Origin of the sequence: Ectothiorhodospira sp. BSL-9 (assembly GCF_001632845.1) — a bacterium.
GTDB lineage: Bacteria > Pseudomonadota > Gammaproteobacteria > Ectothiorhodospirales > Ectothiorhodospiraceae > Ectothiorhodospira.
On the sequence record NZ_CP011994.1, the window covers coordinates 1,065,886 to 1,092,506 of the forward strand.

The 26,621-nt window shown below is 63.3% G+C and carries 20 protein-coding genes and 1 pseudogene; 8 read left to right on the top strand and 13 right to left on the bottom strand.

Annotated elements, in window-relative coordinates:
• The first annotated feature begins 51 nt into the window (after positions 1 to 51).
• Positions 52 to 993: an NAD-dependent epimerase/dehydratase family protein gene (locus tag ECTOBSL9_RS05135; RefSeq protein WP_063464163.1), complete on the top strand. Its 942-nt coding sequence runs from the start codon at positions 52 to 54 to the stop codon at positions 991 to 993.
• Positions 994 to 1,082: 89 nt separating this feature from the next.
• On the top strand, positions 1,083 to 1,643 hold the full coding sequence (locus ECTOBSL9_RS05140; protein WP_063464164.1) for a carbonate dehydratase: 561 nt from the start codon (positions 1,083 to 1,085) through the stop codon (positions 1,641 to 1,643).
• 61 nt (positions 1,644 to 1,704) lie between these two features.
• Here the strand turns inward: ECTOBSL9_RS05140 and ECTOBSL9_RS05145 are convergent, their stop codons facing one another.
• The 13 genes from ECTOBSL9_RS05145 to dnaA all read right to left on the bottom strand — a co-directional run bounded on the left by ECTOBSL9_RS05145 (position 1,705) and on the right by dnaA (position 19,471).
• Positions 1,705 to 2,115, bottom strand: a complete 411-nt coding sequence (locus ECTOBSL9_RS05145) for a DUF4168 domain-containing protein (protein ID WP_063464165.1) — start codon at positions 2,113 to 2,115, stop codon at positions 1,705 to 1,707.
• 172 nt (positions 2,116 to 2,287) lie between these two features.
• Entirely contained in the window at positions 2,288 to 3,721 is a 1,434-nt protein-coding gene (locus tag ECTOBSL9_RS05150; RefSeq protein WP_063464166.1) for a sigma-54 dependent transcriptional regulator, read from the bottom strand.
• Positions 3,693 to 5,192: an ATP-binding protein gene (locus tag ECTOBSL9_RS05155; RefSeq protein ID WP_063464167.1), complete on the bottom strand. Its 1,500-nt coding sequence runs from the start codon at positions 5,190 to 5,192 to the stop codon at positions 3,693 to 3,695. Before ECTOBSL9_RS05155 ends, ECTOBSL9_RS05150 begins: the two co-directional genes overlap by 29 nt.
• Before the next feature lie 34 nt (positions 5,193 to 5,226).
• Positions 5,227 to 6,870, bottom strand: a complete 1,644-nt coding sequence (locus ECTOBSL9_RS05160) for a methyl-accepting chemotaxis protein (protein ID WP_063464168.1) — start codon at positions 6,868 to 6,870, stop codon at positions 5,227 to 5,229.
• Between the two features lie 145 nt (positions 6,871 to 7,015).
• A complete protein-coding gene (ubiD, locus tag ECTOBSL9_RS05165) occupies positions 7,016 to 8,479 on the bottom strand; it encodes a 4-hydroxy-3-polyprenylbenzoate decarboxylase (RefSeq protein ID WP_063464169.1) in 1,464 nt (487 codons plus the stop codon).
• Between the two features lie 11 nt (positions 8,480 to 8,490).
• Positions 8,491 to 9,258: an exodeoxyribonuclease III gene (gene xth / locus ECTOBSL9_RS05170; protein ID WP_063464170.1), complete on the bottom strand. Its 768-nt coding sequence runs from the start codon at positions 9,256 to 9,258 to the stop codon at positions 8,491 to 8,493.
• Positions 9,255 to 11,297 carry an oligopeptidase A gene (gene prlC / locus ECTOBSL9_RS05175; protein WP_063464171.1) on the bottom strand — a complete coding sequence of 681 codons (2,043 nt, stop codon included), beginning with the start codon at positions 11,295 to 11,297 and terminating at the stop codon, positions 9,255 to 9,257. The genes xth and prlC overlap by 4 nt, the downstream gene beginning before the upstream one ends.
• Positions 11,298 to 11,392: 95 nt before the next feature.
• Positions 11,393 to 12,331 (bottom strand): GIDE domain-containing protein, encoded by a 939-nt coding sequence (locus tag ECTOBSL9_RS05180; protein WP_082829750.1) that lies wholly within the window; start codon positions 12,329 to 12,331, stop codon positions 11,393 to 11,395.
• A gap of 18 nt (positions 12,332 to 12,349) precedes the next feature.
• Positions 12,350 to 12,922, bottom strand: coding sequence for a LemA family protein (locus ECTOBSL9_RS05185; RefSeq protein ID WP_063464172.1), 573 nt, complete (start codon positions 12,920 to 12,922; stop codon positions 12,350 to 12,352).
• Between the two features lie 129 nt (positions 12,923 to 13,051).
• Positions 13,052 to 15,475: a DNA topoisomerase (ATP-hydrolyzing) subunit B gene (gyrB, locus tag ECTOBSL9_RS05190; RefSeq protein WP_063464173.1), complete on the bottom strand. Its 2,424-nt coding sequence runs from the start codon at positions 15,473 to 15,475 to the stop codon at positions 13,052 to 13,054.
• A gap of 113 nt (positions 15,476 to 15,588) precedes the next feature.
• Positions 15,589 to 16,674: a DNA replication/repair protein RecF gene (gene recF, locus ECTOBSL9_RS05195; RefSeq protein WP_063464174.1), complete on the bottom strand. Its 1,086-nt coding sequence runs from the start codon at positions 16,672 to 16,674 to the stop codon at positions 15,589 to 15,591.
• Between the two features lie 2 nt (positions 16,675 to 16,676).
• On the bottom strand, positions 16,677 to 17,777 hold the full coding sequence (dnaN, locus tag ECTOBSL9_RS05200) for a DNA polymerase III subunit beta (RefSeq protein ID WP_063464175.1): 1,101 nt from the start codon (positions 17,775 to 17,777) through the stop codon (positions 16,677 to 16,679).
• A 275-nt stretch (positions 17,778 to 18,052) separates the two neighbouring features.
• Positions 18,053 to 19,471: a chromosomal replication initiator protein DnaA gene (gene dnaA / locus ECTOBSL9_RS05205; RefSeq protein ID WP_063464176.1), complete on the bottom strand. Its 1,419-nt coding sequence runs from the start codon at positions 19,469 to 19,471 to the stop codon at positions 18,053 to 18,055.
• Positions 19,472 to 19,668: 197 nt separating this feature from the next.
• On the opposite strand from dnaA, the gene rpmH reads away from it, so the two are divergent.
• From rpmH to hrpB, 6 genes and pseudogenes are all read left to right on the top strand, one after another.
• Positions 19,669 to 19,806, top strand: a complete 138-nt coding sequence (rpmH, locus tag ECTOBSL9_RS16425) for a 50S ribosomal protein L34 (RefSeq protein WP_275260101.1) — start codon at positions 19,669 to 19,671, stop codon at positions 19,804 to 19,806.
• Positions 19,745 to 20,209: a ribonuclease P protein component gene (gene rnpA, locus ECTOBSL9_RS05210; RefSeq protein WP_240481057.1), complete on the top strand. Its 465-nt coding sequence runs from the start codon at positions 19,745 to 19,747 to the stop codon at positions 20,207 to 20,209. Before rpmH ends, rnpA begins: the two co-directional genes overlap by 62 nt.
• A complete protein-coding gene (gene yidD, locus ECTOBSL9_RS17255; protein ID WP_084307031.1) occupies positions 20,185 to 20,436 on the top strand; it encodes a membrane protein insertion efficiency factor YidD in 252 nt (83 codons plus the stop codon). The genes rnpA and yidD overlap by 25 nt, the downstream gene beginning before the upstream one ends.
• Positions 20,429 to 22,126, top strand: a pseudogene (yidC, locus tag ECTOBSL9_RS05215) (membrane protein insertase YidC); the annotation flags it as partial. The gene yidD and the pseudogene yidC, both read left to right, overlap by 8 nt.
• 273 nt (positions 22,127 to 22,399) lie before the next feature.
• Complete coding sequence (gene mnmE / locus ECTOBSL9_RS05220; protein WP_240481058.1) at positions 22,400 to 23,743, top strand: tRNA uridine-5-carboxymethylaminomethyl(34) synthesis GTPase MnmE; 1,344 nt, start codon at positions 22,400 to 22,402, stop codon at positions 23,741 to 23,743.
• Between the two features lie 36 nt (positions 23,744 to 23,779).
• The gene (gene hrpB / locus ECTOBSL9_RS05225) at positions 23,780 to 26,257 is read left to right on the top strand and encodes an ATP-dependent helicase HrpB (RefSeq protein WP_240481059.1); all 2,478 of its coding nucleotides are present in this window, start codon (positions 23,780 to 23,782) and stop codon (positions 26,255 to 26,257) included.
• Positions 26,258 to 26,621 lie beyond the last annotated feature (364 nt).

Sequence of the window (26,621 nt, forward strand, 5' to 3'; positions counted from 1 at the left end):
CTTCCCCTAAACGGTATAGTCACACAAAGCCAGTCAATCAGGAGAATGACCATGAAACCGGTACTGATCATGGGCTGCGGCTATGTGGGGGAGCGCGTCGGACACCGCATGGCTCACGAGGGGCGCCGGGTCATCGCAGTGGCCCGTAGCATCGACCGGGTGGAGGCCCTCAAGGCCATGGGTTTTGAGGCCATCCGGGCCGATCTGGATACCGGTGAAGGCCTGGACGAACTCCCCCTGGCCGGTTGCCTGGTCCTGCACAGCGCTCCGCCACCCAACGAAGGACGGGTGGATCCAAGAACCGCCAGATTCATCGAATTGTGTCGTCGGCAACCACCCGAGAAGATTGTCTACATCAGCACCACCGGGGTTTATGGGGATCAGGGCGGGGCCCAGGTGGACGACCTCACCGAACCCTCACCCATGACCGACCGGGGGCATCGCCGACTGGATGCAGAAAAGCGCCTGAGCCAGCTCATGGCCGAGGCGGGCATCCCGGTGGTGGTGCTCAGGGCCCCGGGGATCTACGGGCCCTTCCGACTTCCCCTGGCTCGCATCAGGGCAGGAGAGCCGGTCATCTGCCCCGAGGACTCCGGTCCTGGCAATCGCATCCATGCCGATGACCTGGCCACCCTGTGCGCCGCTGCCCTGGATCATGGGCCGGAAGGGCAGACCTACAACGTGGGGGACAGTGACCATCGCTCCATGACGGATTTCGTCTATGCCGTGGCCGACGCTGCAGACCTCCCGCGCCCCCCCTGCGTCAGCATGGCAGAGGCGGAAAAGGTGCTCAGTCCTGGCATGATGTCCTTCCTCCGGGAGTCGCGTGTCGTCGTGGCGGGGCGAAGCCTGGTGGATCTCGGGGTGGACCTGCAGTACCCGCGGATGGAAGCGGGCATCCGGGCGTCGCTCAAGGTGGAACAGGGCGATGACACCCTGGATGACTCGGAGATCACGCCCTACCACATCAGCCGCCGCCACACACCCGGATGATATCCAGGCTGGTGGTGGGGCCATTGCCTTGCCCCCCCAACGGTGGCAGCATTGCGAACCCTTCTTAATACTGACGCGAGGACACACACTTGATACGCAAGAATCCCACGGGCCACCTTCCCCAGGTGGCTGAGTCCGCATTTGTGGACCCCACAGCGATCCTCTGCGGCAAGGTGGTGGTGGGGGAGCATGTCTTCATTGGGCCCTATGCCGTGATCCGGGCCGATGAACTCGATGCTCAGGGTGAGCTGGAGCCCATCATCATCGGCGACAACTCCAACATCCAGGACGGCGTGGTGATCCACTCCAAGTCCGGTGCCCGTGTGGAGATCGGCGAGAACACCTCCATTGCCCACCGCTCCATCATTCACGGCCCCTGCAAGGTGGGGAGCCACGTCTTTATCGGCTTCAATACGGTGCTGTTCAACTGCTCGGTGGGGGCGGGGTCGGTCATTCGCCATAACTCGGTGGTGGAAGACTGCCACATACCGGAATCCTTCTATGTCCCGTCCACCAGCAATATCCACTCGGAGACCGACCTGGAAGGCATCGAGTCGGTCACGGCGGATGCTTCAAGCTTCTCGGAGGATGTAGCCCAGACAAACGTGGGCCTCGTGCAGGGCTACAAGCGCATTCAGAACGAACTCTGAGGGGGGAGCCAGGCCTCCGGCTTGAGCCGGGAGGCCTGGAGCAGGTAGCCCGCAGCAGCGATTACATCCGCTCGGCGGCCATCTCCTGAACCTGCTGGAGCATGGCCGGGTCGTTCTGCAACGACATGGCCACTTGATTGTACTCATCCACACTCATGCCTTCTTCCTGAACGGCATTGATCATTTCCTCCTGTGCCTCCTGCTGCAGGGCCTGGGCCTCGGCTTCATCCGTCACATCCTGGAGCTGCTCGGCAAAGTCATCGCGGATATGCTGCACGGCCACGAAGGCATCCACGAAACGATCCAGGGTTTGGGGATCCACCTGGGGTGCCTGCTGCTGATCCATGCCCGGGGGCTGTTGCTGCTGGCCCTGGAAATCACCCTGCTGCTGGGCCACAGCATGGCCACCCACACCCAACAGGCCGGCGATGGCCACGGCGAGGGACAGGGCGCGAAGGGGATGATGGTTCATACGGTTTCTCCTGACTGTGATTAGCGTTGCGTACTGGATATGCATACGCCGTGCCACTAAAGCCGCATTCCGACCTTCGCCTTTCACCCTATACCTTTTCAACGGGAATGGTCGTGCTACACCGTTGTGATCCTCGCTCAAGATGAGTCACGATGACACATGCGCCAGGATGCTACGTGCGCCTGGGTGCCCGGGTGTCCATATCGGTGTCGTCATCCTGAGAGCCATCCCCCAGGCGCCGGTAGAGGGTGCGGCGACCGATCCCCAGCACCTTGGCCGCCTGGCGCTTGTTGCCATCCAGGCGCTCGAGCACCCAACGGATGTAGCGATCCTCGATCTCCTGAAGGGTAGGCATATGGGTGTCCTCCTCCGACCACAATTGGGTAGCTGCTGCGCTGGCACCTGATTCGGTGCGGGCAGCATCAAGCCGTTCAGGGAGATCGGCCAACTGGATTTCACTGCCGCGACAGAAAGTGACCGCCCGCTCGATGAGGTTGGTCAATTCCCGCACGTTGCCGGGGAATGAGTAACTGCGCAGGGCCCGCAGGGCCTCGGGTGTGATGCCCTCCACTGGACGATCCATGGCCGCTCCGAAACGGGCCAGGAAACGCGCCGCCAGGCGTTCGATGTCATCACCGCGTTCCCGCAGCGGAGGCACGTGCAGGCGGAAGGTTTCCAGCCGATAAAACAGGTCCTCCCGGAAGCAGTTCTCGGCGATCATGGGCCCAAGGTCACGGTTGGTGGCCGCCACGACGCGCACATCGGTTTCCTTTTCCTGATTACTGCCCACCGGACGCACTCGGCCATCCTGTAGCAGGCGCAGCAGCTTGGCCTGCATGGCCATGGGCATCTCGCCGATCTCGTCCAGCAATAGGGTGCCTCCGTGGGCCTCGGCGAAGAGGCCCCGACGGGCCTGTTGCGCCCCGCTGAAGGCCCCCGCAGCATGGCCGAAGAGCTCGCTTTCCATGAGCTCGCCGGGTATGCCCGCGCAGTTGATGGCCACGAAGGGGCCGCCGGCCCGATCACTCTCCGCGTGGATGGCCCGGGCCACCAGTTCCTTGCCGGTGCCCGACTCCCCGGTGACCAGCACCGGTCCGGAGGCACGTGCCAGTCGACGCACATTTTCATACAGGGTCTGCATGGCGGGGCTGCTGCCGATCAGGCCATGGAAATCATCCGCCTCCAGCAGCTCACGGTAGCGGGCCACTTCGGCCTGTAATCGACGTGTGCGCAGGGCACGGCGCACGGAGATGACCAGGTGATCCAGATCCACCGGCTTGGTGAGAAAATCGTCGGCCCCCTGCTTGAGGGCCTCCACCGCCTGAGCGATGGTGCCGAACGCGGTGAGCATGATGAACGAGGGCGGCATGGGCAGGCGACGGGACTGTATGAGCAAGTCCTGGCCATCGTTTCCCGGCAGGCGCAGGTCACTGAGGACCAGCGAGATACGCCCGGTTTCAAGATGCTCCCGGGCCGCCTCGGCATCGCCCACGGCTACCACATTCAGGCCGGCATCCTTGAGCTCTTCCACCACCAGGTCACGATGGGAGGCATCGTCCTCCACGACCAGGATCTGCTCAGGGTTGTTGTTGGAGGTCTGGGTCATCTTTGCCTTCGGTTGCCACGACATTCAGGGGAAGATGAAGCACGAACCGTGCCCCACCCAGGGGGCTATCCTCCACGTGGATCTCGCCATGGTGCTCCGTGACGGCCCCATGGGCCACCGCCAGTCCCAAACCCGTACCGCTGCCCACGGACTTGGTGGTAAAGAAGGGTTCAAACAATCTTGAGCGATGGTTTGGGTCGATGCCCGGCCCATCATCCTCCACCACCAGTTCCAGACGCCCTTGCGCCGATGCCCAACTTACCTGGACCTGTCCGCCCAGCGTGGCCTGGATCGCGTTGCGCAACAGGTTCGTCAGGGCCTGTTCCAATCGTGCCCGGTCCATGGGGATCACCGGGCCATCCTCCTGATTGACCAGACGCAGCGTGGTTCCCCGGGTCTGAGCTTCATCCTCCACCTGGGCGAGGGCAGCGCTGACCAGACGCCGCACGGGTTCATCACGCACACGGGGGGGATTTCGTCGACCAAAGTCCATCAACTGGCGCACGATACGGTCCATGCGGCCCACCTCCTGGCGGATCTCTGCCAGCGCCCGGGCCTGAGGGGTTTCGGCGTCCACGCGTCGCAGAGCCCGTTGCGCCTGCCCGTTGATCACCCCCAGGGGAGAACCCAGTTCATGGGCGACCCCGGCCGCCAGCTGGCCGATGGCGGCCAGCTTTTCCGATTGGCGAAGGCGTTCCTCCAGGGCCGCCTGGTGGCGGCGCTGGGCCTCCAGTTCGGCATTGGAGCGATCCATATTGTCCAGCATCCGGTTCATGGCCTCGGCCAGCACCCGCAGTTCCCGCGGCCCTGCACCCGCCACACGCAACTGACGATCACCCTGGCCCACTCGTGCCATGGCATTGACCAGGCGGCCCACATGGCGCCCCACGGCCCGCTGATGACCCAGCACGACCACTGCAACGAACAACAGGCTGAGAACCCCCAGGGCCATGAGGGCGCGGGAGCGCACCTGCATGAGATCTTCATGGAAGTCGCCGCCGTGGCGGGTGACCTGGAGCAGCCCGTTGATGCGGCCACCGGCATCACTCAGGGGCATGAAGAAGGAATAGATCTCCTGGCCACTGCGGTCGTCAAAGGCCCCGTGGGTGCCGGTCACCGTGGCGAGACGGGCATCGCGACGGCGATCCATGGAGGGACTGCGCGGGCCGCTGGCGGCCACCAGTTCACCCTGCTGGTCGTAGACGTAGGCACCGTAAACCTGATCGATGCGAAAGGCAGAGTCCAGGGCCTGCTGGACATTGGCCCGCTCACCGCGGGCCAGGGCATCGCTCAGCGGCAGGTGGATGGCCCGGGCCACCAGTTCGATGTCCTGCTGCATGCGCGTTTCCATGTGCGCCTCCAGACTCGTGAGGCCCGACCATCCGGCCAGCAGTACGATGAGGAGCAGGGGGGCCAGCACGAAGCCCAGCAGGGCGGCCCGCAGGCTGTAGGGATAGGCAGGGAATTTCATGGTATGCACCGGGCGGTGTATTCATGGGAAGCGATCAGCCGCTTCGGTCATGATACCCGATACGAAAACCACCCCAATGCCGCCCCTTGACGAAAATGGGCACCGAGAGGTCATGCATGATCTCTCCGGTGTCCCGCTTGTAGGTCTGTAACAGATAGGGCTTCTGGTGGGAGCCACAGCGGGAACCGGTCCGGTCCTTGAAGATCCGCTTGGTGCGGTTGTTGGCCAGGTCCTTGGCATAATCGCCGGTCAGGGCCTTGGCATAGCGACGGTTATGGGTGGGGAAATAGCCATGATCATCCACGGCCCCCGCATAGGCGATAAAGCGATGGCGCTCCAGGATGGGCTCCTGAATGGCTGGTAGCACCTTGTCGGTGAAATCGTCGAAGCGGGTCTTGTGCTTCACCGGGTCGGTATCCGGGATGGGCTTGTAGTTGCGGTCGAACAGATCCTCCAGGCGAATGCGGCCCGCATCCACGGCCGCCTCGAACGCGCGGCCCACCGCTGCAGCAGCCTGTTCCGCTTCCTGGCGCACCTGATCGTGCACGCCGCCCAGTCCCACATCGCCCAGAAGCTCGTAGATCAATTCCGCCCGCTCAGCCAGTTGCTCCGCCTGGGAGGACAGATGGCTCACATCGTCCTCGGTCTCCCGCAGGTGGCTGCTCACGGTCTGGATGGCCCGGGTCACCTCGTCCAGGTGATTGTGATTCTGCTCAGCACCACTGACCACCGTCTGGATACAGTTGTCTGCATTGGCTGAGTGGTTGAGGATGTCGGAGAGATGCTGGTCCACCTTCACGGTGCGGTCGGCGCTGCCCTGTACTGACTCTACCAGTTGCTGCATGGTGGAGGCGGCCTGGTGGGTCTCAGTGTTGATCTCCTGGACCATCTGGCCGATCTCACCGGTGGCCTGAGAGGTTCGGTTGGCCAGGCTGCGCACCTCGTCGGCCACCACCGCAAAACCCCGGCCCTGTTCGCCAGCACGGGCGGCCTCGATGGCCGCGTTCAAGGCCAGCAGATTGGTCTGCTCGGCAATGCCGCTGATCACCCCGGTGATGCGCTGGATCTCTCCGGCCCGGCCTTCCAGACGGGACATGAGCCGGGAGGCCTGCTCCATGCGTCCCTTCATCTCCTCCATGTGACTGAGGGCATCCTCGACGCAGGCATGACCGGCGTGACTGGCCTCGTTGGTCAGGCGTGCGCTCTCGGCAGCCTGCTCGGAACTCTCCACGGACGTCTGCACCGTGGCTGAGATCTGCCCGGACGCATCGGCGATGCCATTGACGGTGGAAACCTGGGAGTGCACCCGCTGCTTGAGGATGACCGAGGCATGGGACACCTCGGCGGCAGAGACGGCGATGCGGGATCCGGTATCGGCCAGGCGGCCCGCCAGCTTGCGTTGCCTGTCCAGGGCCTGGGCGATGACCTTGCTGCGCGGATCCTCCGTGACCGTCAGCGGGGCAGGGGAGCGGGAGAGGGTCTGCGCGTAAAGTGTTTCCAGGGCCTGCTCACGGGGTGCCACATGCAATCGGTCCATCAACGTGACGGCGCCGCCGGTGGCCAGCATGGACGCCAGGATGGCGGCCCCCGGCCCGGGTCCCATTAGCCAGACGAGGATCAGTGCGAGCAGCCCGGCCAGAACCACCAGACCGATCATGAGGAGTATGCGTTGTGTCATGGCGAGATCCGTGATGAGAAGAACACGGGGCGCCTGCCCGGCGCCTCCCTGCGAGTATAAGTATCGGCCAATACCGTCAGGCCTGTAGGGTTTGACTCATCTCAATCTAACGCAGACCACGACACCCGCAAAGCACGCTCGTCGGCTAGATGCCCAGTTCGTCCCAGATCTCGTCGACGCGTCGTTTCACCTCGTCACTCATGACGATGGGCGTACCCCATTCCCTTTGGGTCTCTCCAGGCCATTTGTTGGTGGCATCGAAACCCATCTTGGAGCCCAGCCCGGACACGGGCGATGCAAAATCCAGATAATCAATAGGGGTATTATCGATGGTGACCGTATCACGACCCGGATCCATGCGGGTGGTCATGGCCCAGATCACATCCTTCCAGTCCCGCGCGTTCACGTCATCATCGACGATGATCACAAATTTTGTATACATGAACTGACGCAGGAAGGACCATACCCCGAGCATCACCCGCTTGGCATGGCCGGCATACTGCTTGCGGATACTCACCACCGCCAGGCGGTAGGAACAGCCCTCGGGGGGCAGATAGAAGTCCACAATCTCCGGGAACTGCTTGCGCAGGATGGGCACGAAGACTTCGTTGAGAGCCACACCCAGGATCGCCGGCTCGTCCGGTGGCCGGCCCGTATAAGTGCTGTGGTAAATGGGGTCGGGCCGGTGGGTGATGCGTTCCACGGTGAACACCGGGAAGCTGTCCACTTCGTTGTAGTACCCGGTATGGTCACCAAAGGGCCCCTCGGGTGCCATGTCGTCCGGGTGGATCACACCTTCGAGGATGATCTCGGCCGTGGCCGGCACCTGCAGATCATTCCCCAGGCAGCGGGTAAGTTCCGTGCGCGAACCTCGCAGCAGCCCCGCAAAGGCGTGCTCGGAGAGGGTGTCGGGCACCGGGGTGACGGCCCCCAGGATGGTGGCCGGATCGGCCCCCAGCACCACCGAGACCGGGAAGGGCTCGCCGGGATGTGCCTGTTGCCATTCCCGAAAATCCAGCGCGCCGCCCCGATGGGAGAGCCAGCGCATGATCACCCGGTTGCGACCGATCACCTGCTGGCGATAGATTCCCATGTTCTGACGCTCCTTGTGGGGGCCACGCGTGACCACCAGGCCCCAGGTGATCAACGGTCCGGCATCACCCGGCCAGCAGACCTGTACGGGTAATTCCCCCAGATCCACTTCATCACCCTTTTTGACCACGGTCTGACACACCCCATGGCGCACCTTCTTGGGTGCCATGTCCAGCACCTTCTTGAACACGGGCAGGGTACTCCAGGCCTCCTTGAGACCCTTGGGCGGATCCGGTTCCTTGAGGAACGCCAGCAGCTTGCCCACCTCGCGCAGGGCTTCCACGGAGTCCTCCCCCATGCCCAGGGCCACCCGGCGGGGGGTGCCAAACAGGTTCCCCAGCACCGGCATGCGGTGTCCGGTGGGGTTTTCGAAGAGCAGGGCAGGGCCCTCGGCCCGCAGGGTGCGATCGCAGATCTCGGTCATCTCCAGGCGCGGATCAACCGGCGCCTGAATGCGTTTCAGTTCGCCCCTGGCCTCCAGGCCCTGAATGAATTCGCGAAGGTCTCGATATTTCATGATCGTCCGGTCTAAAGGTGGAAATCGGCGACGACAGGGGCGTGATCGGAGGGGCGCTCCAGCTTTCTCGGCGCCGTGTCGATCATGCTGGCGGTGCATTGCCCGGCCAGTGTGGTTGTGGCCAGGATCAGATCGATGCGCAGCCCCTGGTTGCGACGAAAGCGGGCGGCCCGGTAGTCCCACCAGCTGTAACTGGGATCCGGTTGCTCGAATTGCCGGAATACATCCACGAAGCCCATATCCAGGATGGCCTTGAGGGCCTCACGCTCCGGGGTGGAGCACAGGATGCGCTCGTGCCAGGCCTCGGGGTCGTACACATCCCGATCCTCCGGGGCGATGTTGAAATCACCCAGCACCACCACATGCTCATGGCGCTCCTGCTCGGCACGCAGAAATGCCGTCACCCGGTGCAGCCATTCCAGCTTATAGGCGTACTTGTCCGAACCCACCTCGGAGCCGTTGACCACATAGAGGTTGACCACCCGGACACCACCCACGGTGGCGGCCATGATGCGGCGATCCGCGCTCTCCACACCGGGCGGGTCGGTGACCGGATCCAGGGCCTGGGTCTTTGAGAGCAGGGCCACCCCGTTATAGGTCTTCTGGCCCGCAAAAACGGCCTGATAGCCCGCCTCCGTCAGGGCTTCAACGGGGAAGGCCTCGTCGATGAGCTTGGTTTCCTGCAGGGCCAGCACGTCCGGACGCTGCTGCTCAAGCCAGTCCAGGACGTGAGGCAGACGCACCTTCAGGGAATTGACGTTCCAGGTGGCAATCCTCATGCCGCGGCCAGCCCCGAATGACGCAGCAGGGCCTCGATGTCCGGCTCCCGGCCCCGGAAGGCCTTGAAGAGTTCCAGGGCAGGGCGGGACCCCCCCTGCTCGAGGATCTCGGTGAGAAAGGCATGGCCCACGCCGGGGCTGAACAAGCCTTCCTCCTCGAAGCGGGCAAAGGCATCGGCAGAGAGCACCTCGGCCCATTTGTAGCTGTAATAACCCGCCGCGTAACCCCCGGCGAAGATATGCGAGAACCCATGCTGGAATCGGTTGAAGGCGGGTGGCTTCATCACCGCCACCTGATCACGGACTTCGTCGAGGATCTCCTGGACGCGGCCACCCCGATCCGGATCGTATTCCGCGTGCAGGCGCATGTCGAACAGGGAGAACTCCAGCTGCCGGACCATCTGCATGGCGGCCTGGAAATGCCGGGTGGCCAGGAGCTTGTCGAACAGTTCCTGGGGCAGTGGCTCGCCGGTCTCGTGATGGGCGGCGAACATGTCCAGGGCCTCGCGCTCCCAGCACCAGTTCTCCATGAACTGACTGGGCAGTTCCACGGCATCCCATTCCACGCCGTTGATCCCGGCCACATCCGCGCAGTCCACGCGGGTGAGCATGTGATGCAGGCCATGACCGAATTCATGGAAGAGGGTGAGCACTTCATCATGGGTGAACAGCGCCGGCTTGCCGCCCACGGGGGGCGTGGAGTTGCAGGTCATGTAAGCCACCGGCAGCTGCAGGTCATCGCCGTCCCGCAGACGATTCAGGCACTCATCCATCCAGGCGCCGCCGCGCTTGTGGCTGCGGGCATACAGGTCCAGGTAGAAGCGCGCCCGAGGGGTGCCATCGGGGTCCTGGATCTCGTAGAAGCATACGTCCTCATGCCACACCGGGACACCGTTCTCCTGCCGGATGCGCACCTGATACAGCCGCTCCACCAGGTCAAACAGCCCCTGCAGCACGCGGTCCACCGGGAAATAAGGCTTGAGATCCTCCTGGGAGAGGTTATAAGCGTGCTGGCGCAGCTTTTCCGAGGCATAGGCCAGGTCCCAGGCCTGCAGATCCTCCAGCGACAGGTGCTCCCGGGCGAACGTGCGCAGATCGTCCAGTTCCCGGACAGCAGCGGGACGGGCACGCTGGGCCAGATCATTGAGGAAGCCCACCACCTGCTGCGGGGATTCGGCCATCTTGGTGGCCAGGGAGAGCTGGGCGTAGTTGTCGTACCCCAGCAGTCGGGCCTGCTCATCACGCAGGGCCAGGATGCGTTCCATCACCTGGGAGTTGTCGAACTTGCGGTCATGGGGCCCTTCGTCGGAGGCGCGTGTGACATAGGCGCTGTACACCTCGCGACGCAGTTCCCGGTCGTCGGCAAAGGTCATGATGGCGTAATAGGAGGGAAACTCCAGGGTGATCAGGCAGCCCTCCAGGGAGCGCTGCTGTGCGTTCTGCCGCAACATGTCCAGGGCCGACTCAGGCAGGCCCTTCAGGGAATCCTCCTCGGGCACGTGACGTTGCCAGGACTGGGTAGCATCAAGCACATTCTCCTCAAACCGGGAGGTGAGCTGGGAGAGTTCCTGAGCGATCTCCTTGTAGCGGACCTTCTGTTCGTCCCGCAGGTCCACGCCGCTGAGATGGAAATCCCGCAGGGCGTTGGTGATCACCCGCTGCTGCGTGGGGGAGAGGTCGGTAAAGCCCGGGCCATCGGCAATGCTCTGGTAGGCCTGAAACAGCCGGATGTTCTGGCCCATCTCGGTGGCATAGTCGGAGAGCTTGGGCAGGCAGGCATTGTAAGCCTGACGAAGCGACTCGGAATTAACCACGGAATTCATGTGGCGCACCGGGGACCAGATTCGGTTGAGCCGGTCTTCCAGCAGGGAGAGGGGATGGATGAGATTGTCCCAGGTGAACGGCCCGGGCTGATCCAGCAGGGCGTTCATGGCGTCGCGGTTTTCCGCCAGCACCTGGTCCAACGCCGGCTCCACGTGTTCCGGCAGGATCTCGGGAAACGGGGGCAACCCGCTCATCTGCAAAAGGGGATTATTCATGAGGGCTCGGATCACGATAAGGTCAGGGTATTAATGTAACACGCGAAATCCCTTCTGAGCGTACTCGCCGAGTGATCCCGCAGGCGTGCCGGAGATCAGGTTTTGCCATGGACGGTGAGGAGCCTTCCGGTCGTTCGGTCAGCCCGCGAGGAAGAGCCAGGCAAGGCCCCCACCGATAGCAGGAAGCCCAGACCACTCAGACGAGCCATCCAGCGATACCGGGTCACCAGTTGATCCTCGGGGAGGGCGGAGAGAATATACGGGCGACGACGGTCGGGACCACGGCTCATGAGATGCGTGGCGGGGGCCATGGCGCGCTCCGCGCGCTGCATCAACGCCTGATCGGTGGCGGCCTGCCGGGCGGCCTCCCATTCGTCCAGGCAGATCTCGCCATCACCATTGGCATCGAAGCGGGCAAGGGTGGCCGGATCCTTTTTCCATTCCCTCAGGATCTGCGCCACCTCCGTACTCAAGGTGGTTTCATCGCCGGTGACGTGACTGCGGAAATAACCGATGGCATAGAGGTCATCCTCAAGATGCAGGCGGTTTTCGATATAGCGATAACGCCCCGCCCCCAGGAAGGTCCCGCCGCCCCCCGGGCCCACCAGCGGCCGGCGCGAATCCCCGTGCCAACGGTCCTGATGCACGTGGACCACCTGAGCGCCCTCCGGGTCCACCACGCATTGGCCGGTATCATCCACCAGGTAGAACAGATCCGTGCTGGTTCCCTGATCCACGCAGGTCCAGCGCTGGCGCGATCGACGCCCGGAGCCGCTACGGTCGCGTCGATCAATCCGATAGGAGTACCAGGCGCAGTGGGTGCCGGTGAGGGGGGCAATGATGGGGGGGCCTTCCATGAGGCGGGCCTGGCCGATCAGTTCAACATAGCCCTGAGCGGCCGAGCGGACCCGCGAGGTGGGCGTATCGGCAATCAGGCGCTTGCGGGTGGCCCCGCGGATGAAGCCGAACAGCGAGAGGCAAAGAAGGGCGCCCAGCAGGCCTGCCAGGAGCCAGAATTCACCTGGATCCAGCACGGGCAGAACGACCCTTGATCAATTGAACAGGGCCCGCACGTCCACATCCTGGGTCTCGCGGCGGGAGAATTCCAGGAGATCGAAGGGACCGAAGCGGAACAGATGGGCAATCACAAGATCGGGGAATTGCTCGATGCGCACGTTGTTGCGATTGACGCTTTCGTTGTAATACTCGCGCCGGTCGGCGATGGCGTTTTCCAGGCCGCTGATACGGGTCTGCAGGTGGCGATAGCTCTCATCGGCCTTGAGATCCGGATAAGCCTCGGCCACGGCAAATAGATTGCCCAGACCAATGCGCAGGCCATCCTCGGCCTCGCCCAGGGATTTGACATCGCCTCGTTGCTGCGCGGCATTCACCGCTGACCGGGCCCGCATGACCCGCTCCAGGGTTTCCTTCTCGTAGGCCATGTACTGGCGGCAGACCTCCACCAGCTTGGGCAACTCATCATAGCGCTGTTTGAGCAGCACCTCGATGTTGGACCAGGACTTGGAAACCGCGTGCTTGAGGTTCACCAGGTTGTTGTAGATGAGCACCGAATACAGGGCAATCAGGAAAAAGATGCCCAGCATGACATAACCGCCGATATCCATGACATTGACCTCTGTCGGATAGTGAAACCGCCTGGGGACCATTGTGCCCCAGGCGGTCGCGGAATGTCGCCCAGCGGATCGGCTGTTTTCGACCCATGATCGCCTGGATCAGGGTCGGGCAGGGAGAAATCAGATATCCAGATTGGACGCCGTCAGGGCGTTGGCCTCGATGAATTCCCGTCGGGGTTCCACGTGATCCCCCATGAGGGTCGTGAAGACTTCATCGGCACGGACCGCATCCTCCACCTGCACCTGCAGCAGACGGCGGGTCTCGGCATTCATGGTGGTCTCCCACAGCTGCTCGGGATTCATCTCACCCAGACCCTTGTAGCGCTGCACGGCCAGACCACGGCGGGCCTCGGCCATGAGCCAGTCCATGACCTGCCGGAAGCTGCTCACGGGCTGACGACGCTCGCCCCGCTGAATACTGGCTCCCTCGTCCAGCAAGCCATCCAGGCGTTCTGCGAGGCTGCGCAACAGACGGAATTCTGCCGACTCGAAAAAGTCCGCGCCAAAGACATCCCGAATCTCGGCACCATGCATCAGGCGCACCACATGCACCTGATAGCCGCCGCGGTCGTCGTCCTGGATCTCCATTCGATACTGGGTGGCCCCGGCCGAGTCCGATTGCAGGCCATCCATGACGTGGTTGAACCAGGCCTCCAGCTGATCGCGGTCGGCCCGCTGCTCATCGGCCAGGGGCGAGGAGAACACCATACGCTCCAGCAGGTGACGGTCATAACGACGGCCGAGGCGGGCCACCGCAGCCATGACGCTGTTGTAGCGTCGCGCCAGATCCTCCAGGGCCTCGCCACTCACGGGCGGGGCATTTTCGTGGACCAGCAGCTTGGCCCCATCCAGCGCCTGGTTGAGCAGCAGATTGGTCATTTCCAGCTCATCCTTGACGTAGAGTTCCTGCTTGCCCCGCTTGATCTTGTAAAGCGGCGGCTGGGCGATATAGATGTGGCCGCGGGCCACGAGCTCCGGCATCTGGCGGTAAAAGAAGGTCAGCAGCAGGGTGCGGATGTGAGAGCCATCCACGTCGGCGTCGGTCATGATGATGATGCGGTGGTAGCGCAGCTTGTCCGGGTCGAACTCATCCTTGCCGATCCCGCACCCCAGGGCGGTGATCAGGGTACCCACCTCGGCAGAGGAGAGCATCTTGTCGAAACGGGCCTTCTCCACGTTCAGGATCTTCCCCTTGAGGGGCAGGATGGCCTGGGAGCGCCGATCGCGCCCCTGCTTGGCGGAACCGCCGGCGGAATCACCCTCCACGATAAACAGTTCGGAGAGGGCAGGGTCCTTCTCCTGGCAGTCAGCCAGCTTTCCGGGCAGGCCAGCCACATCCAGCGCACCCTTGCGGCGGGTCATGTCCCGAGCCTTGCGGGCCGCTTCCCGAGCCCTGGCAGCGTCGGTGATCTTGCCCGTAATGATCCTGGCCTCGGTGGGATTCTCCAGGAGGAAGTTGTGCACCGCGTCGGCCATGACCGATTCCACCACACCCTTCACTTCCGAGGAGACCAGCTTTTCCTTTGTCTGGGACGAAAACTTGGGATCGGGCACCTTCACGGACAGGACGGCGGTGAGGCCTTCCCGGGCGTCATCTCCAGTGGGGCTGACCTTGTGGCGCTTCAGCAGACCTTCGGTGTCCATATACTGGTTCAGGGTGCGGGTGAGGGCGGAGCGGAATCCGGCCAGGTGGGTACCGCCATCGCGCTGAGGAATATTGTTGGTGTAGCAGAAGATGTTTTCCTGGTAGGAGTCATTCCACTGGAGGGCGATCTCCACACCCAACCCATCACGGTCGGCATCCATGTAGATCACGTTGGGGTGCAGGGGGGTCTTGTTCCGATTCAGATGCTCCACAAAGGCGCGAATCCCGCCCTGGTACTCGAACACATCCCGCTTGCCTTCATCCCTTTCATCCACCAACTCGATGCGCACGCCCGAGTTGAGGAACGACAGTTCCCGCAGGCGGCGGGAGAGGATGTCGTAGTGAAATTCGGTGTCACCGAAGACCTCAGGGCTGGGCTTGAAGCGGATCAGTGTGCCCGTTTTCTGCGTTTCGCTCACCGGCTTGAGAGGGGCTTCTGGCACGCCCATGTGGTAGGTCTGGCGGAAGGTCTGACCGCCCCGGTAGATGGTCATCTCCAGGGTCTCCGACAGGGCATTCACCACGGAAACACCCACGCCGTGGAGACCTCCGGACACTTTGTAGGAGTTGTCGTCGAATTTGCCGCCAGCATGAAGCACGGTCATGATGACCTCGGCGGCGGACCGACCTTCCTCGGGATGGATGTCCACCGGAATACCACGACCATCGTCACTCACGCTGACCGAACCGTCGCTATGGACGGTCACTACAATCTGCTGGCAGTGCCCGGCCAGGGCTTCGTCGATGGCATTGTCCACCACCTCGAAAACCATGTGGTGCAGGCCGGTACCGTCGTCCGTGTCACCGATGTACATCCCCGGGCGCTTGCGGACTGCGTCCAGGCCCTTGAGGACCTTGATATTGGATGAGTCGTAGGTGGGAGGCGTAAGGTCGGTCATGCTTTGCCTGCAGTGAACTGAAATGAAGCGGGCATTATAACACTTCGGTGGACTTCGCCCCGGGATGGATGGTGCGATGGCCATGATGTTCCACGTGGAACATCATGCTTCGGTCAGTTCCAGTCGGGCCTGAGCTTCCCATGTTCCACGTGGAACATCTTGTGGCTCGACCAGTGGCCCACACCCTGCACCTGAGCCTCCTCGATGGCGCTGACAAACACCTGACATTCCAGTCCACGGAGAAATTCCAGGGCGGCCTCCCGCCGATTCGCATCCAGCTCCGAGGGCAGATCGTCCACCAGGACCACAGCGGACCGCCCCGTCGCTTGCCGATGGGCAGCCACTTGAGTGAGCCTCAACAAGAGCACCGCCGTCTTTTGCTGCCCCCGGGATGCCTCCATGGCCAGCGACACCCCGTCCCGCTTCAGGACCAGTTCTGCACGATGCGGGCCCATCAGGGTGTACCCCAGTTCCCGCTCTCGATGCCGCCCAGACGCCAGGGCTTCGCCGAGATTCACGCCATCCTTCCAGCCACGGCGATACTCCCAGGTCATCCCATCCACGTCCGGCAACTGTCCACGCAGCCCCACCAGGATCTCCCACAGTCGTTCCAGGTAGCGGCGCCGATAGCGATCCAGCGCTTCTCCCCGCTCTCCCAGTTCCCGCTCCCATCCCGTCAGCACGTTGTCCGGGAAGCCTCGCCTCAGCGCCTCGTTACGCTGATTCAATGCGCGGCGATAGCCCTGCAGGATCGTCATGTACTCGGGTGCCTCGTGGAACAGGCCCCAGTCCAGAAAGGACCTGCGCTCCGCTGGCGACCCCGCCAGCAATTCGTGGCTGTCTGGGTGAATCACCTGTACCGGCAGCACCCGGGCCAGTTCCGATTGGGAGCGCACAGTGCGCCCGGCCAGACGACCACGCGTCCCCGAGGCACCCTTGCGAATACCCACGCGGATCTTTTCCGACTGGAGGTGGGTCACCTGACCGGTGACCATGAGTTCGCGGCTGCCCCGGTGGACAACATGCTCGATGCGCGGCGTTCGAAAGGATCGCCCCGTGGCGAGCATATGAATCCCTTCCAGCAGACTGGTCTTGCCGGAGGCGTTGGGGCCAATGATGAGATTCAGGCCCGGTACGGGATCGAGCCGGGCCCTTTCAAAGATGCGAAGGTTGAAGACTTCGAGCCGGGAGAGACTCATCCTCAAAGGCGGATAGGCATGACCACGTAAATAGCCCTGGGCATCACCTGGTCGCGAATGACGATGGAGGCCCCGGACATGCGGAACTTGATCTCCATGATCTCGCCCTCCAGATGATTCACCACATCCAGCAGGTACGTGCTGTTGAAGCCGATCTCCATGGCAGGACCGGCGTATTCCACCTCCAGCTCTTCTTCCGCCTCTTCCTGCTCAGGATTGTGTGACTGCAGCTTGAGGAGGTTTTCTCCCAATTCCATGCGTACCCCGCGCACCTTCTCGTTGGAGAGGATGGCCGTGCGTCCCAATGCCTGTTTGAGCAGTTCCCGGTCCACCTTGAGCACATGCCCGTCGTCCTCAGGCACCACCCGTTTGTAATCCGGAAACCGCCCATCGATCAGCTTGGAGGTGAACTGCAGACCGGCAAAGACGGCCCGCAGATGACTGGCCCCCAGCTCCAGACGCACCTTGTCATCCACCCGCTCAAGCAAGCGGCTCAATTCCATCACCCCCTTACGGGGCAGGATCAACTGCTGACTTTCCTGGGTTTCAACGATGGACTCGATCGCACACAAGGACAGTCGATGCCCGTCGGTGGCCACCGTGCGAACCGTACCCGGCTCCACCTCGAACATCAGTCCATTGAGGTAATACCGCACATCCTGCACCGCCATGGCAAAGGAGGTGCGCTCCATGAGATCCAGCAATTCACGCTGCGTGACTTCCAGCGACAGATTGGCGCGCATCTCTTCCAGGGAGGGATAGTCATCGGCGGGCAGCGTGCTCAAGGTGAAACGAGAGCGCCCGGAACTCACCAGCAACCGGTCTCCCTCGTGATGCAACCCGACGGTTGCCCCCTCCGGCAATGCCTTGCAGATATCGAGCAGCTTTCGTGCGGGCACGGTCACCACACCCGGGCTGGCCACCGAATGCTCCATGTCGGCCACCCATTCCACTTCCAGGTCGGTGGCTACCAGTTCCAGTCGGGAGGTCTCCGCCCGGATAAGCACGTTGCTCAGTATTGGCATGGTCTGCCGTTTTTCCACGGCGCCGACGACTTGCTGTAGCGGTTTGAGCAGGCGTTCGCGCTCTATGCTGAATTTCATCAGGGAGACCCTTTAATAATGATCTTTTTAAAGACTTACTTTAGTAATGATAATTAGCAACCGGCATTGGCCTGGATAACGCTCGGGTTAACCATATTTTTCATGAACTTGCACGACCTCGGGACTGTGCGCAGCCGCTCGGATAAGCCACGCACAAACTGTTGAGGGAATGTGGATAACTCCGGAAGCCGGTTTTGTCCCGTGCTGCCCCACAGGTTATCAACAGTCCTGCCCACCGCCCACACCGGATCACCTGTCTCCAGCCCGGTTCCAGGTCAGCTGGTCAGCGTTCTCAGCAGGTTGACGAAGTCCTCATTAATACGGGCATCTGATTCCCGCAGTTCCTGAACCTTTCGACAGGCATGCAGCACCGTGGTGTGGTCACGCCCCCCAAAGGCCTTGCCAATCTCTGGCAGGCTGTGATTGGTGAGTTCCTTGGAGAGCGCCATGGCCACCTGTCTGGGGCGGGTGATGGACCGGCTGCGCCGATTGGAATGCAGATCCGACACCCGGATCTTGAAGTATTCGGCCACCGTCTTCTGGATGTTGTCGATCGTGACCAGCTTGTCCTGCAGGGCGAGCAGGTCGTGGAGGGCCTCCTTGGCGAACTCCAGGGTGATGGCGCTGCCCGTGAAATGTGCATTGGCCAGCACCCGGCGCAACGCGCCTTCCAACTCACGGATGTTGGAGCGGATCCGTTTGGCCACGAAGAAGGCCACCTCACTGGGCAATTCCACCCCGGCCTCCTCGGCCTTGCGATTGAGGATGGCCACCCGGGTCTCCAGTTCCGCCGGTTCGATGGCCACGGTCAGACCCCAGCCGAAGCGGGACTTGAGGCGGTCCTCCAGACCATCCACTTCCTTGGGATACCGATCACAGGTCAGGATCACCTGTTGCTGGCTCTCCAGCAACGCATTGAAGGTGTGGAAGAACTCCTCCTGCGAGCGCTCCTTGCCCGCGAAGAACTGGATATCGTCGATCAGCAGGGCGTCCACCGAGCGGTAGTAGCGCTTGAACTCGTCAATGGAGTTGTGCTGCAGGGCCTTGATCATGTCGGCCACGAAACGCTCCGAGTGGAGATACACCACCTTGGCCCCGGGGCGATGGGCCAGAATGGCGTTACCGATGGCGTGCATCAGGTGGGTCTTGCCCAGACCTGTACTTCCATACAGGAATAACGGATTGTAGGCCATGCCCACATTGCCGGCCACCTGAAGGCTTGCCGCCCGGGCCAGCTGGTTGGACTTGCCTTCCACGAAATTATCGAAGGTGAAATTGGGGTTCAGGTTGTTGGTGAACTGAGGCGAACTGGCCGCTGGCTGTGGCGCCGCCTCCTGCTGCGGTTGCCGCATGGCTGTATTGCGGACCCCGCGCGGGCCATGGCCCTGACCGGCGCTACCAGGGGCGTTTGCGGTTCGGGCAGGGGCCTTGGCCGGAGCAGGGCGCTGGCTGCTGCCCACTTCCAGATGCACCCGCATCGACTGTTCACCGGAGGTGTCGTTCACCACCTGGTCGATGCGTTCGAAAAAGTGATCCTTCACCCAGTCCAGCACGAATCGATTGGGTGCGAGCAGGCGCAGGACTTCCGGCTCCTCCACCGCATGCAGAGGACGTATCCAGGTGTTGAGCTGTTGTTCGGAGAGTTCGCCCTCCAGGCGCGTGACGCATTGCTGCCAAAGGGAGCTGCCGACCAAGGGTAATTCTCCAGGGCTGGTGGTGGATAAACGCGCCAGTCTACTCTGGGCGCGGAAGAGTTATCCACACCTTTTTCCACATCCTGATCACCCTTCATGGGCCACGACATTGACACCCACGGGAATCGCGGGTACTTTTACGCGCCTTGGATGGGGTGTTCCGTCCACTCACTCATTAGAATCTATCCTGGTCCGCCATCATGAAAAGAACATTCCAGCCCAGTAACCTGCATCGCAAGCGCACCCATGGTTTCCGTGCCCGCATGGCCACCCGTGGCGGCCGCAAAGTGCTGGCTGCGCGCCGCGCCAAGGGCCGCGCCCGTCTCTGCCCCTGATCGATTGGCCCGACCAGCCGGCAGGCCCGCAGACAGGGGTTTCCCCCGCGCCGCCAGGCTGACGTGCGCCAGCGATTACCAACAGGTTTTCGCGGGCGCACGCCGGGTTTCAGAAGCACCCTTTACCGGACTCTGGCGTCATCACCCCAGCGACGCGCCGCAAACCGCGCGACTGGGGATGGCAGTGGCGAAGCGCAACGTGCGGCTCGCCACACAGCGCAACCGGGTCAAACGCCTGATCCGGGAATCGTTTCGACATCATCGGGATTCACTCGGGGCCATCGATATCGTGGTCCTATGCAAACCCCGGGCCGAACGCTACAGCAACGAGCAGTTGCGTGAAGCCCTGGACCGACTCTGGCAACGGATGAGTATCCAATGCGAAAGATCCTCGTCTTCCTGATCCAGGTCTACCGATACACGCTCAGTCCGTTCGTCGGGCAACACTGCCGTTTTCTGCCCACCTGTTCCTGCTACGGGATTGAAGCCATCGAACGCCATGGTGCCCTGTATGGCTCCTGGCTGACGATCAAGCGGCTTGCCCGCTGCCATCCCTGGTGCGAGGGCGGGTATGACCCCGTTCCGGACCCCGCTCACGGCCATCATCGACCCCCGCGAAATCATGGATAACCTCCGTCCAATACTCTATCTCACCCTCGTCTTCCTGCTATTCCTCATCTGGCAGGCCTGGCGTGTGGACTACGGTCCCCAGCCCGAGTTCTCTCCCGACCGTTCCGATGCCGCGCATCAGGAGGCTGGCGAGCGCCGTGATGACATGCCGGATGCCCCCGACTCGGAGGCCAGGGACGCCCCCCTGGAGGCCGATGCCATCAGTGGCATTGAGCGTCAACAGATCCGCGTGGTCACCGACACGCTGGACCTGCTGATCGATACCCGTGGCGGTGATCTGGTGCGTGCGGATCTGCCCAGTTATCCGGTGAGCCTTCGGGAGCCCGACAACCCGGTGAGGCTGCTGGATGAGCGCACCCGTGACTACGTGGCCCAATCCGGTCTGATCCATGACCGTGTGCCCAATGTGGAACACGCCGGCCGCGCCCCTTCCCACCACGCCATCTTCCGCGCCGAACAGACCGAGTTCCGCATGGAGGACGGGCAGGACGAACTCCGTGTGCCGCTCACCTGGGAAAGCGAAGACGGAATCCGCGTCACCAAGACCTACACCTTCCGCCGCGGCGACTTCCTGGTGGACGTCAGCCACCAGGTGGAGAACACCAGTGACCAGCCCTGGACCGGTCGGCAGTACCGTCAGTTGCGCCACGGGCCCACACCCGATCGTGACTCCTGGTTCCTGTACACCTTTACCGGCGCTGCCTACTACGATGGCCGCTATGAAAAGGAACGCTTCGAGGACCTGGCCGAGGACGTTCGCGAACGCAATATCACCGAAGGCTGGATCGCCGTCATCCAGCACTACTTCCTGAGCACCTGGGTACCCTTCGACGACGAGGTCAACCTGCTCTACACCCGCGAGGTGACCTCCGGAGGTCAGCCCCAGTACATCATCGGCCTGCGTTCCGAACCGGTGACCATCGAACCGGGCGGGCAGGGTGAACTCAATTCGCGGATCTGGATCGGCCCCAAGGCTCAGCAGCCCTTGTCTGAAATCCGGGATGGCCTGGAACTGACCGTGGACTACGGCATCTTCACGGTGCTCTCCGCGCCCCTGTTCTGGCTGCTGCGGGTCATCCATGACTTCGTGGGCAACTGGGGCTGGGCCATCATCATCCTGACCCTGCTCATCAAGCTGGTCTTCTACAAGCTCTCGGCCACCAGCTATCGTTCCATGGCCAAGATGCGTGCAGTGCAGCCCAAGATGATGGCGCTCAAGGAGCGCTTCGGGGATGACAAGCAGCGCATGAACCAGGCGCTGATGGAGCTGTACAAGAAGGAGAAGATCAATCCCCTGGGGGGCTGTCTGCCCATCCTGGTGCAGATCCCGGTCTTCATTGCCCTCTACTGGGTGCTGCTGGAGAGTGTCGAGCTGCGGCAGGCCCCGTGGATCCTGTGGATTCAGGATCTGTCGGTACGCGATCCCTACTTCGTGCTGCCCCTGCTCATGGGCGCCAGCATGATCGCCCAGTACAAGCTGAACCCGGCGCCCATGGACCCGGTACAACAGAAGATCATGATGGCCCTGCCCATCATCTTCACCGTGTTCTTCGCCTTCTTCCCGGCGGGTCTGGTGCTGTACTGGTTGTCCAACAACCTGCTGTCCATCGCTCAGCAGTATTACATCACCCGTAACATCGAGGCGGCCATGGTCAAGCCCGGTGGCAGCCCACCCAAGGGCTCCCGCAGCAAGCAGGGTGATGATGACAGCGCGGATGACGCTGGCACTGATAGCGCTGAAGCCAGCGACACCAGCCCGGGCCAGGCGGACAGTGAAGCCGCCACCGAGACCCGTGCCGAGTCGCCGGCGGAGCCTGCGGCAAAGGCCGACGATAAAACCGACGAAGCACCGTCGCAGCCACCCAAGGCCCAAGCCGCAAAACCCGCCCAGAACAAGGGCGGTGCAGGCAAGGGTTCGCGCCGGAAGCGCCCGCGGGGTGGTAAATCGCGTAAGTAATCCACGGTGATCGGGGCCGACGCCGATACCATTGCCGCCATCGCCACCCCACCGGGGCGCGGTGGCGTGGGTATCGTGCGCGTCTCCGGACCCCTGGCGCGCACCGTGGCCCAGGGGTGCCTGGGGCGGGTGCCGGCCCCGCGCCGGGCCCTGCTGGCGGACTTTCAGGATGCCTCGGGGCAGGCCATCGACACCGGCCTGGCCCTGTTCTTTGCCGGGCCCCATTCCTACACCGGCGAGGATGTTCTGGAGCTGCAGGGCCATGGGGGTCCCGTCATCATGGACCTGATCCTGGCCGCCTGTGTCGACCGGGGTTGCCGGCTGGCCCGGCCAGGTGAGTTCACCGAGCGCGCCTTTCTCAATGACCGCCTGGACCTGACCCAGGCCGAAGCCGTTGCCGACCTGATCGACGCCGGCTCAGCCGCTGCGGCCCGCAGTGCCCGCCGTTCACTGGAAGGCGGGTTTTCCCGCTGCGTGGACGAATTGCTTACCGCGTTGACCGAGTTGCGGGTCTACGTGGAGGCGGCCATGGATTTCCCCGACGAGGAACTGGATCTGCTGGAGGACGCGGGCATCCGCCAGCGCCTGGACGCCCTGAGCACCCGCCTGGACACGCTCATGGACAGCGCCCGCCAGGGCAATCTGTTGCGCGAAGGCGTCCATCTGGTGATTGCCGGACGCCCCAACGCTGGCAAGTCCAGCCTCCTCAATCGCCTGGTGGACCGGGAAGCCGCCATTGTCACCGCCATCCCCGGCACCACCCGCGACGTACTCAAGGAGCATGTCAGCCTGGACGGGCTACCCCTGCACCTGGTGGATACCGCCGGACTGCGCGAGTCCGATGATCCGGTGGAACAGGAAGGCATCCGCCGGGCCTGGGCCGAGATCGAGAAGGCCTATCTGGTGCTGCTGGTGGTGGATGCCACCCTGGGCGAGGGGGAGGCCGAGGCAGACATCCGCCAACGCCTGCCCGAGCACCTCAGGGTGATCACAGTCCATAACAAGCTGGATTGCCTCGACCAGGTCCCGGTGGACTGTAGCGATAGCCTCTACCTCTCCGCACGCACCGGCGAGGGCATCAGCACCCTGCGGGAACTGCTCAAGCAGCATTTGCATTACGATGGCGACCCGGAGGGCCTGTTCACCGCCCGCCGCCGCCACCTGGATGCCCTGGACCGCACCCGCCAGCATATCCATGAAGCCCGCCAGCATTTCCACACCACCCAGGCCCCGGAGCTCATGGCCGAAGAACTGCGCCTGGCCCAGGACACGCTGGGGGAAATCACCGGCAAGGTGACCTCCGATGACCTGCTGGGGCAGATCTTTTCCTCATTTTGCATCGGTAAATAGGGGGCCACCCTGATCCTGCCCGGACCGGCCCAACCCGTGGACTCGGCGCTGCCGCCGCTGCTCAAGGCCCTGGAGGAAGTCGGCACTGCCGTCCTTCAGGCCCCGCCGGGGGCCGGCAAGACCACACGCGTGCCCCTGGCTCTGCTGCACGTGCCCTGGTGTCGGGGCCGCATCCTCATGCTCCAGCCGCGCCGGCTCGCTGCCCGGGGCGCTGCCGTCTTCATGGCCTCGCAACTGGGTGAGCCGGTGGGGCAGACCGTGGGTTACCAGACCCGCCTGGAACGCAAGCTGGGGCCCGATACCCGGATACAGGTGATCACCGAGGGGATTCTTACAAGGCGTCTGCAGCAGGATCCTGGCCTGGAGGGCGTGGACCTGGTGATCTTCGATGAATTCCACGAACGCAGCCTGATCTGCGATCTGGGATTGGCCCTGTGCCTGCAGGCCCGGGAACTGCTGCGCGAGGATCTGCATCTGCTGGTGATGTCGGCCACCCTGGACGCCGAACCCGTGGCCCGGATCATGGGGGATGCCCCCGTGATCACCAGCGAAGGGCGCCACTATCCGGTGGATATCCATCACCTTCCGCCCAGCCGCTCACCCCGCCCGGACATGGAGCCCTTGATGGTGAACACCCTGCACCGGGTGCTTGGGGAGGAAACGGGCAGCGTGCTGGCCTTTCTGCCGGGTCAGCGGGAGATCCAGCGGGTGGCCCAGGGGCTTGAGGCCCGGGATCTGCCAGCAGGGGTCAGGGTGCTGCCCCTGTATGGTCGACTCCCGGTAGAAGCTCAGCAGCAGGCCGTCGCCCCGGCTTCGCCCGGGGAACGCAAGGTGGTCCTCACCACCGATGTGGCCGAGACCAGCCTGACCATCGAGGGCGTTCGGGTGGTGGTGGACAGCGGACTGGCCAGAAAACCCCGTTTTGACCCCGTCTCCGGCATGACCCGCCTGGAGACCCAGCGCATCAGCCGTGCCTCGGCCACCCAGCGCACCGGCAGGGCAGGGCGCCTGGAACCCGGGGTCAGCCTGAGGCTCTGGACCCAAGGTGAAGAACAGGCCATGCCGGCCCAACGTATCCCCGAGATCCTCGAGGCAGACCTGGCGCCCCTGGCCCTGGAACTGGCCTGCTGGGGCGCGGATCCCCAGGAACTGGCCTGGCTGGACGCACCCCCCCTCGGGGCGCTGGCCCAGGCCCGTTCCCTGTTGCAGGCACTGGGCGCCCTGGATACATCCCATCGACCCACGGACCACGGCCGCCGCATGGCCACCCTGGGCGTGCATCCCCGCCTGGCCCATCTGCTGTTGTCCGGCCAACGCCTGGGCCAGCAGACCATCGCCTGCCAGTTGGCCGCGCTGCTGGAAGAGCCCGACCTGCTCATGGGGCTGGATGGCCCGGCCCAGGTGGATATCCATCTGCGTCTGGAGGCCCTGGAAGGCCGTGAGATCCCCGGGCACCGGGTCAACAAGGGCGTGCGCCACCGGGTGCGCGAACAGGCCCGGCGCCTGGCCCAGCGTCTGGCACGTACACAGGGCAAGCCGGGGTCCGATACCCAATCCCGAGAACCCGTGGGACTGCTGCTGGCCATGGCCTACCCGGACCGCATCGGACTGCGCCGGGAGGGTGCCCAGGCCCGCTACCGCCTGAGCGGCGGCCGGGGTGCCGCCCTGCCGGCCCAGGAATCCCTGGGTGGGCAGGAGTGGATCGTGGTCCCCAGCCTGGATGCCGGACAGCGGGAGGCCCGTGTCTTCCTGGCAGCCCGGCTGGCCCGGGAGGATCTGGAGGACCACCTGGCGGATCGCTTCACCCTCTGTGAACAGATCACCTGGGATGCGAGGGCCGGCGCGGTCCTGGCACAACGGGAGCGGATGCTGGGCAGCCTGCCGGTGAGCATCACGACGGTGGACCAACCCGATCCGGATGCCATTCGCGCTGCATTGCTGCAGGGGATTCGCCAGGCGGGTCTGGACAGCCTGCCCTGGACGCCCCAGGCGGAATCCCTGTGTCAACGTGTGGGCTTCCTGCATCGCACCCTGGGCGATCCCTGGCCGGATCTTTCCCGGGAGGCACTGCTTGAGGACTTGGAAGGCTGGCTGGGCCCGTGGCTGACCGGCATGAGTCGCTTGTCGCACCTGGCCCGTCTGGATCTGCATGCCATCCTCATGGCCCGCCTGGACTGGCCATTGCCCCGAGACCTGGACCAACTGGCCCCCACCCACTGGCCACTCCCGGGTGGGGCACGTGTCCGGCTGGATTATGGCCAGGGGGAGGTGCCGGTGCTGGCGGCGCGCCTGCAGCTCCTGTTCGGCCTCACCCAAACCCCGCGCCTGGCACAGGGACGGGTGCCGGTGATGATCCATGTACTGTCACCCGCGCAGCGCCCGGTACAGATCACTCAGGATCTGGCCGGATTCTGGGAACGCACCTATCCCGAGGTGAAGAAGGATCTCAAAGGACGCTATCCCAAACATGCCTGGCCTGAGGACCCCCTCACGGCACCGCCCCGACGGCGCTGAACCCGCGCATCCCACTATCCACAAAACCTGTGGATAACTATGTGGGTAAAATGTCGGGAACTCTCGCAATCGCCCGTGTGGCCGCCTCCCTTGGCCAGATTGGTCAAAATTTGATCAATTCCCATAAGTAACTGTTTTTCTGATTTTTTAATCAGTCCATGGCCATCTGGTTTGTCAAGTCTTGACAAGCGGATACGCTCAAGTGAAGCCCGAATTGCTAGTGCATACGCCTGGGGAAATCCCGAGCCTCACACCTGGGCTAATCGTCTCGACACCCTCTCAAGCCCCTGGCGAGGTGTTGACTTTCCTTGTGGCATATGGAGTAATTCTTGCCGTTGCATCGCCCCATAGGGGCATGCCAGGG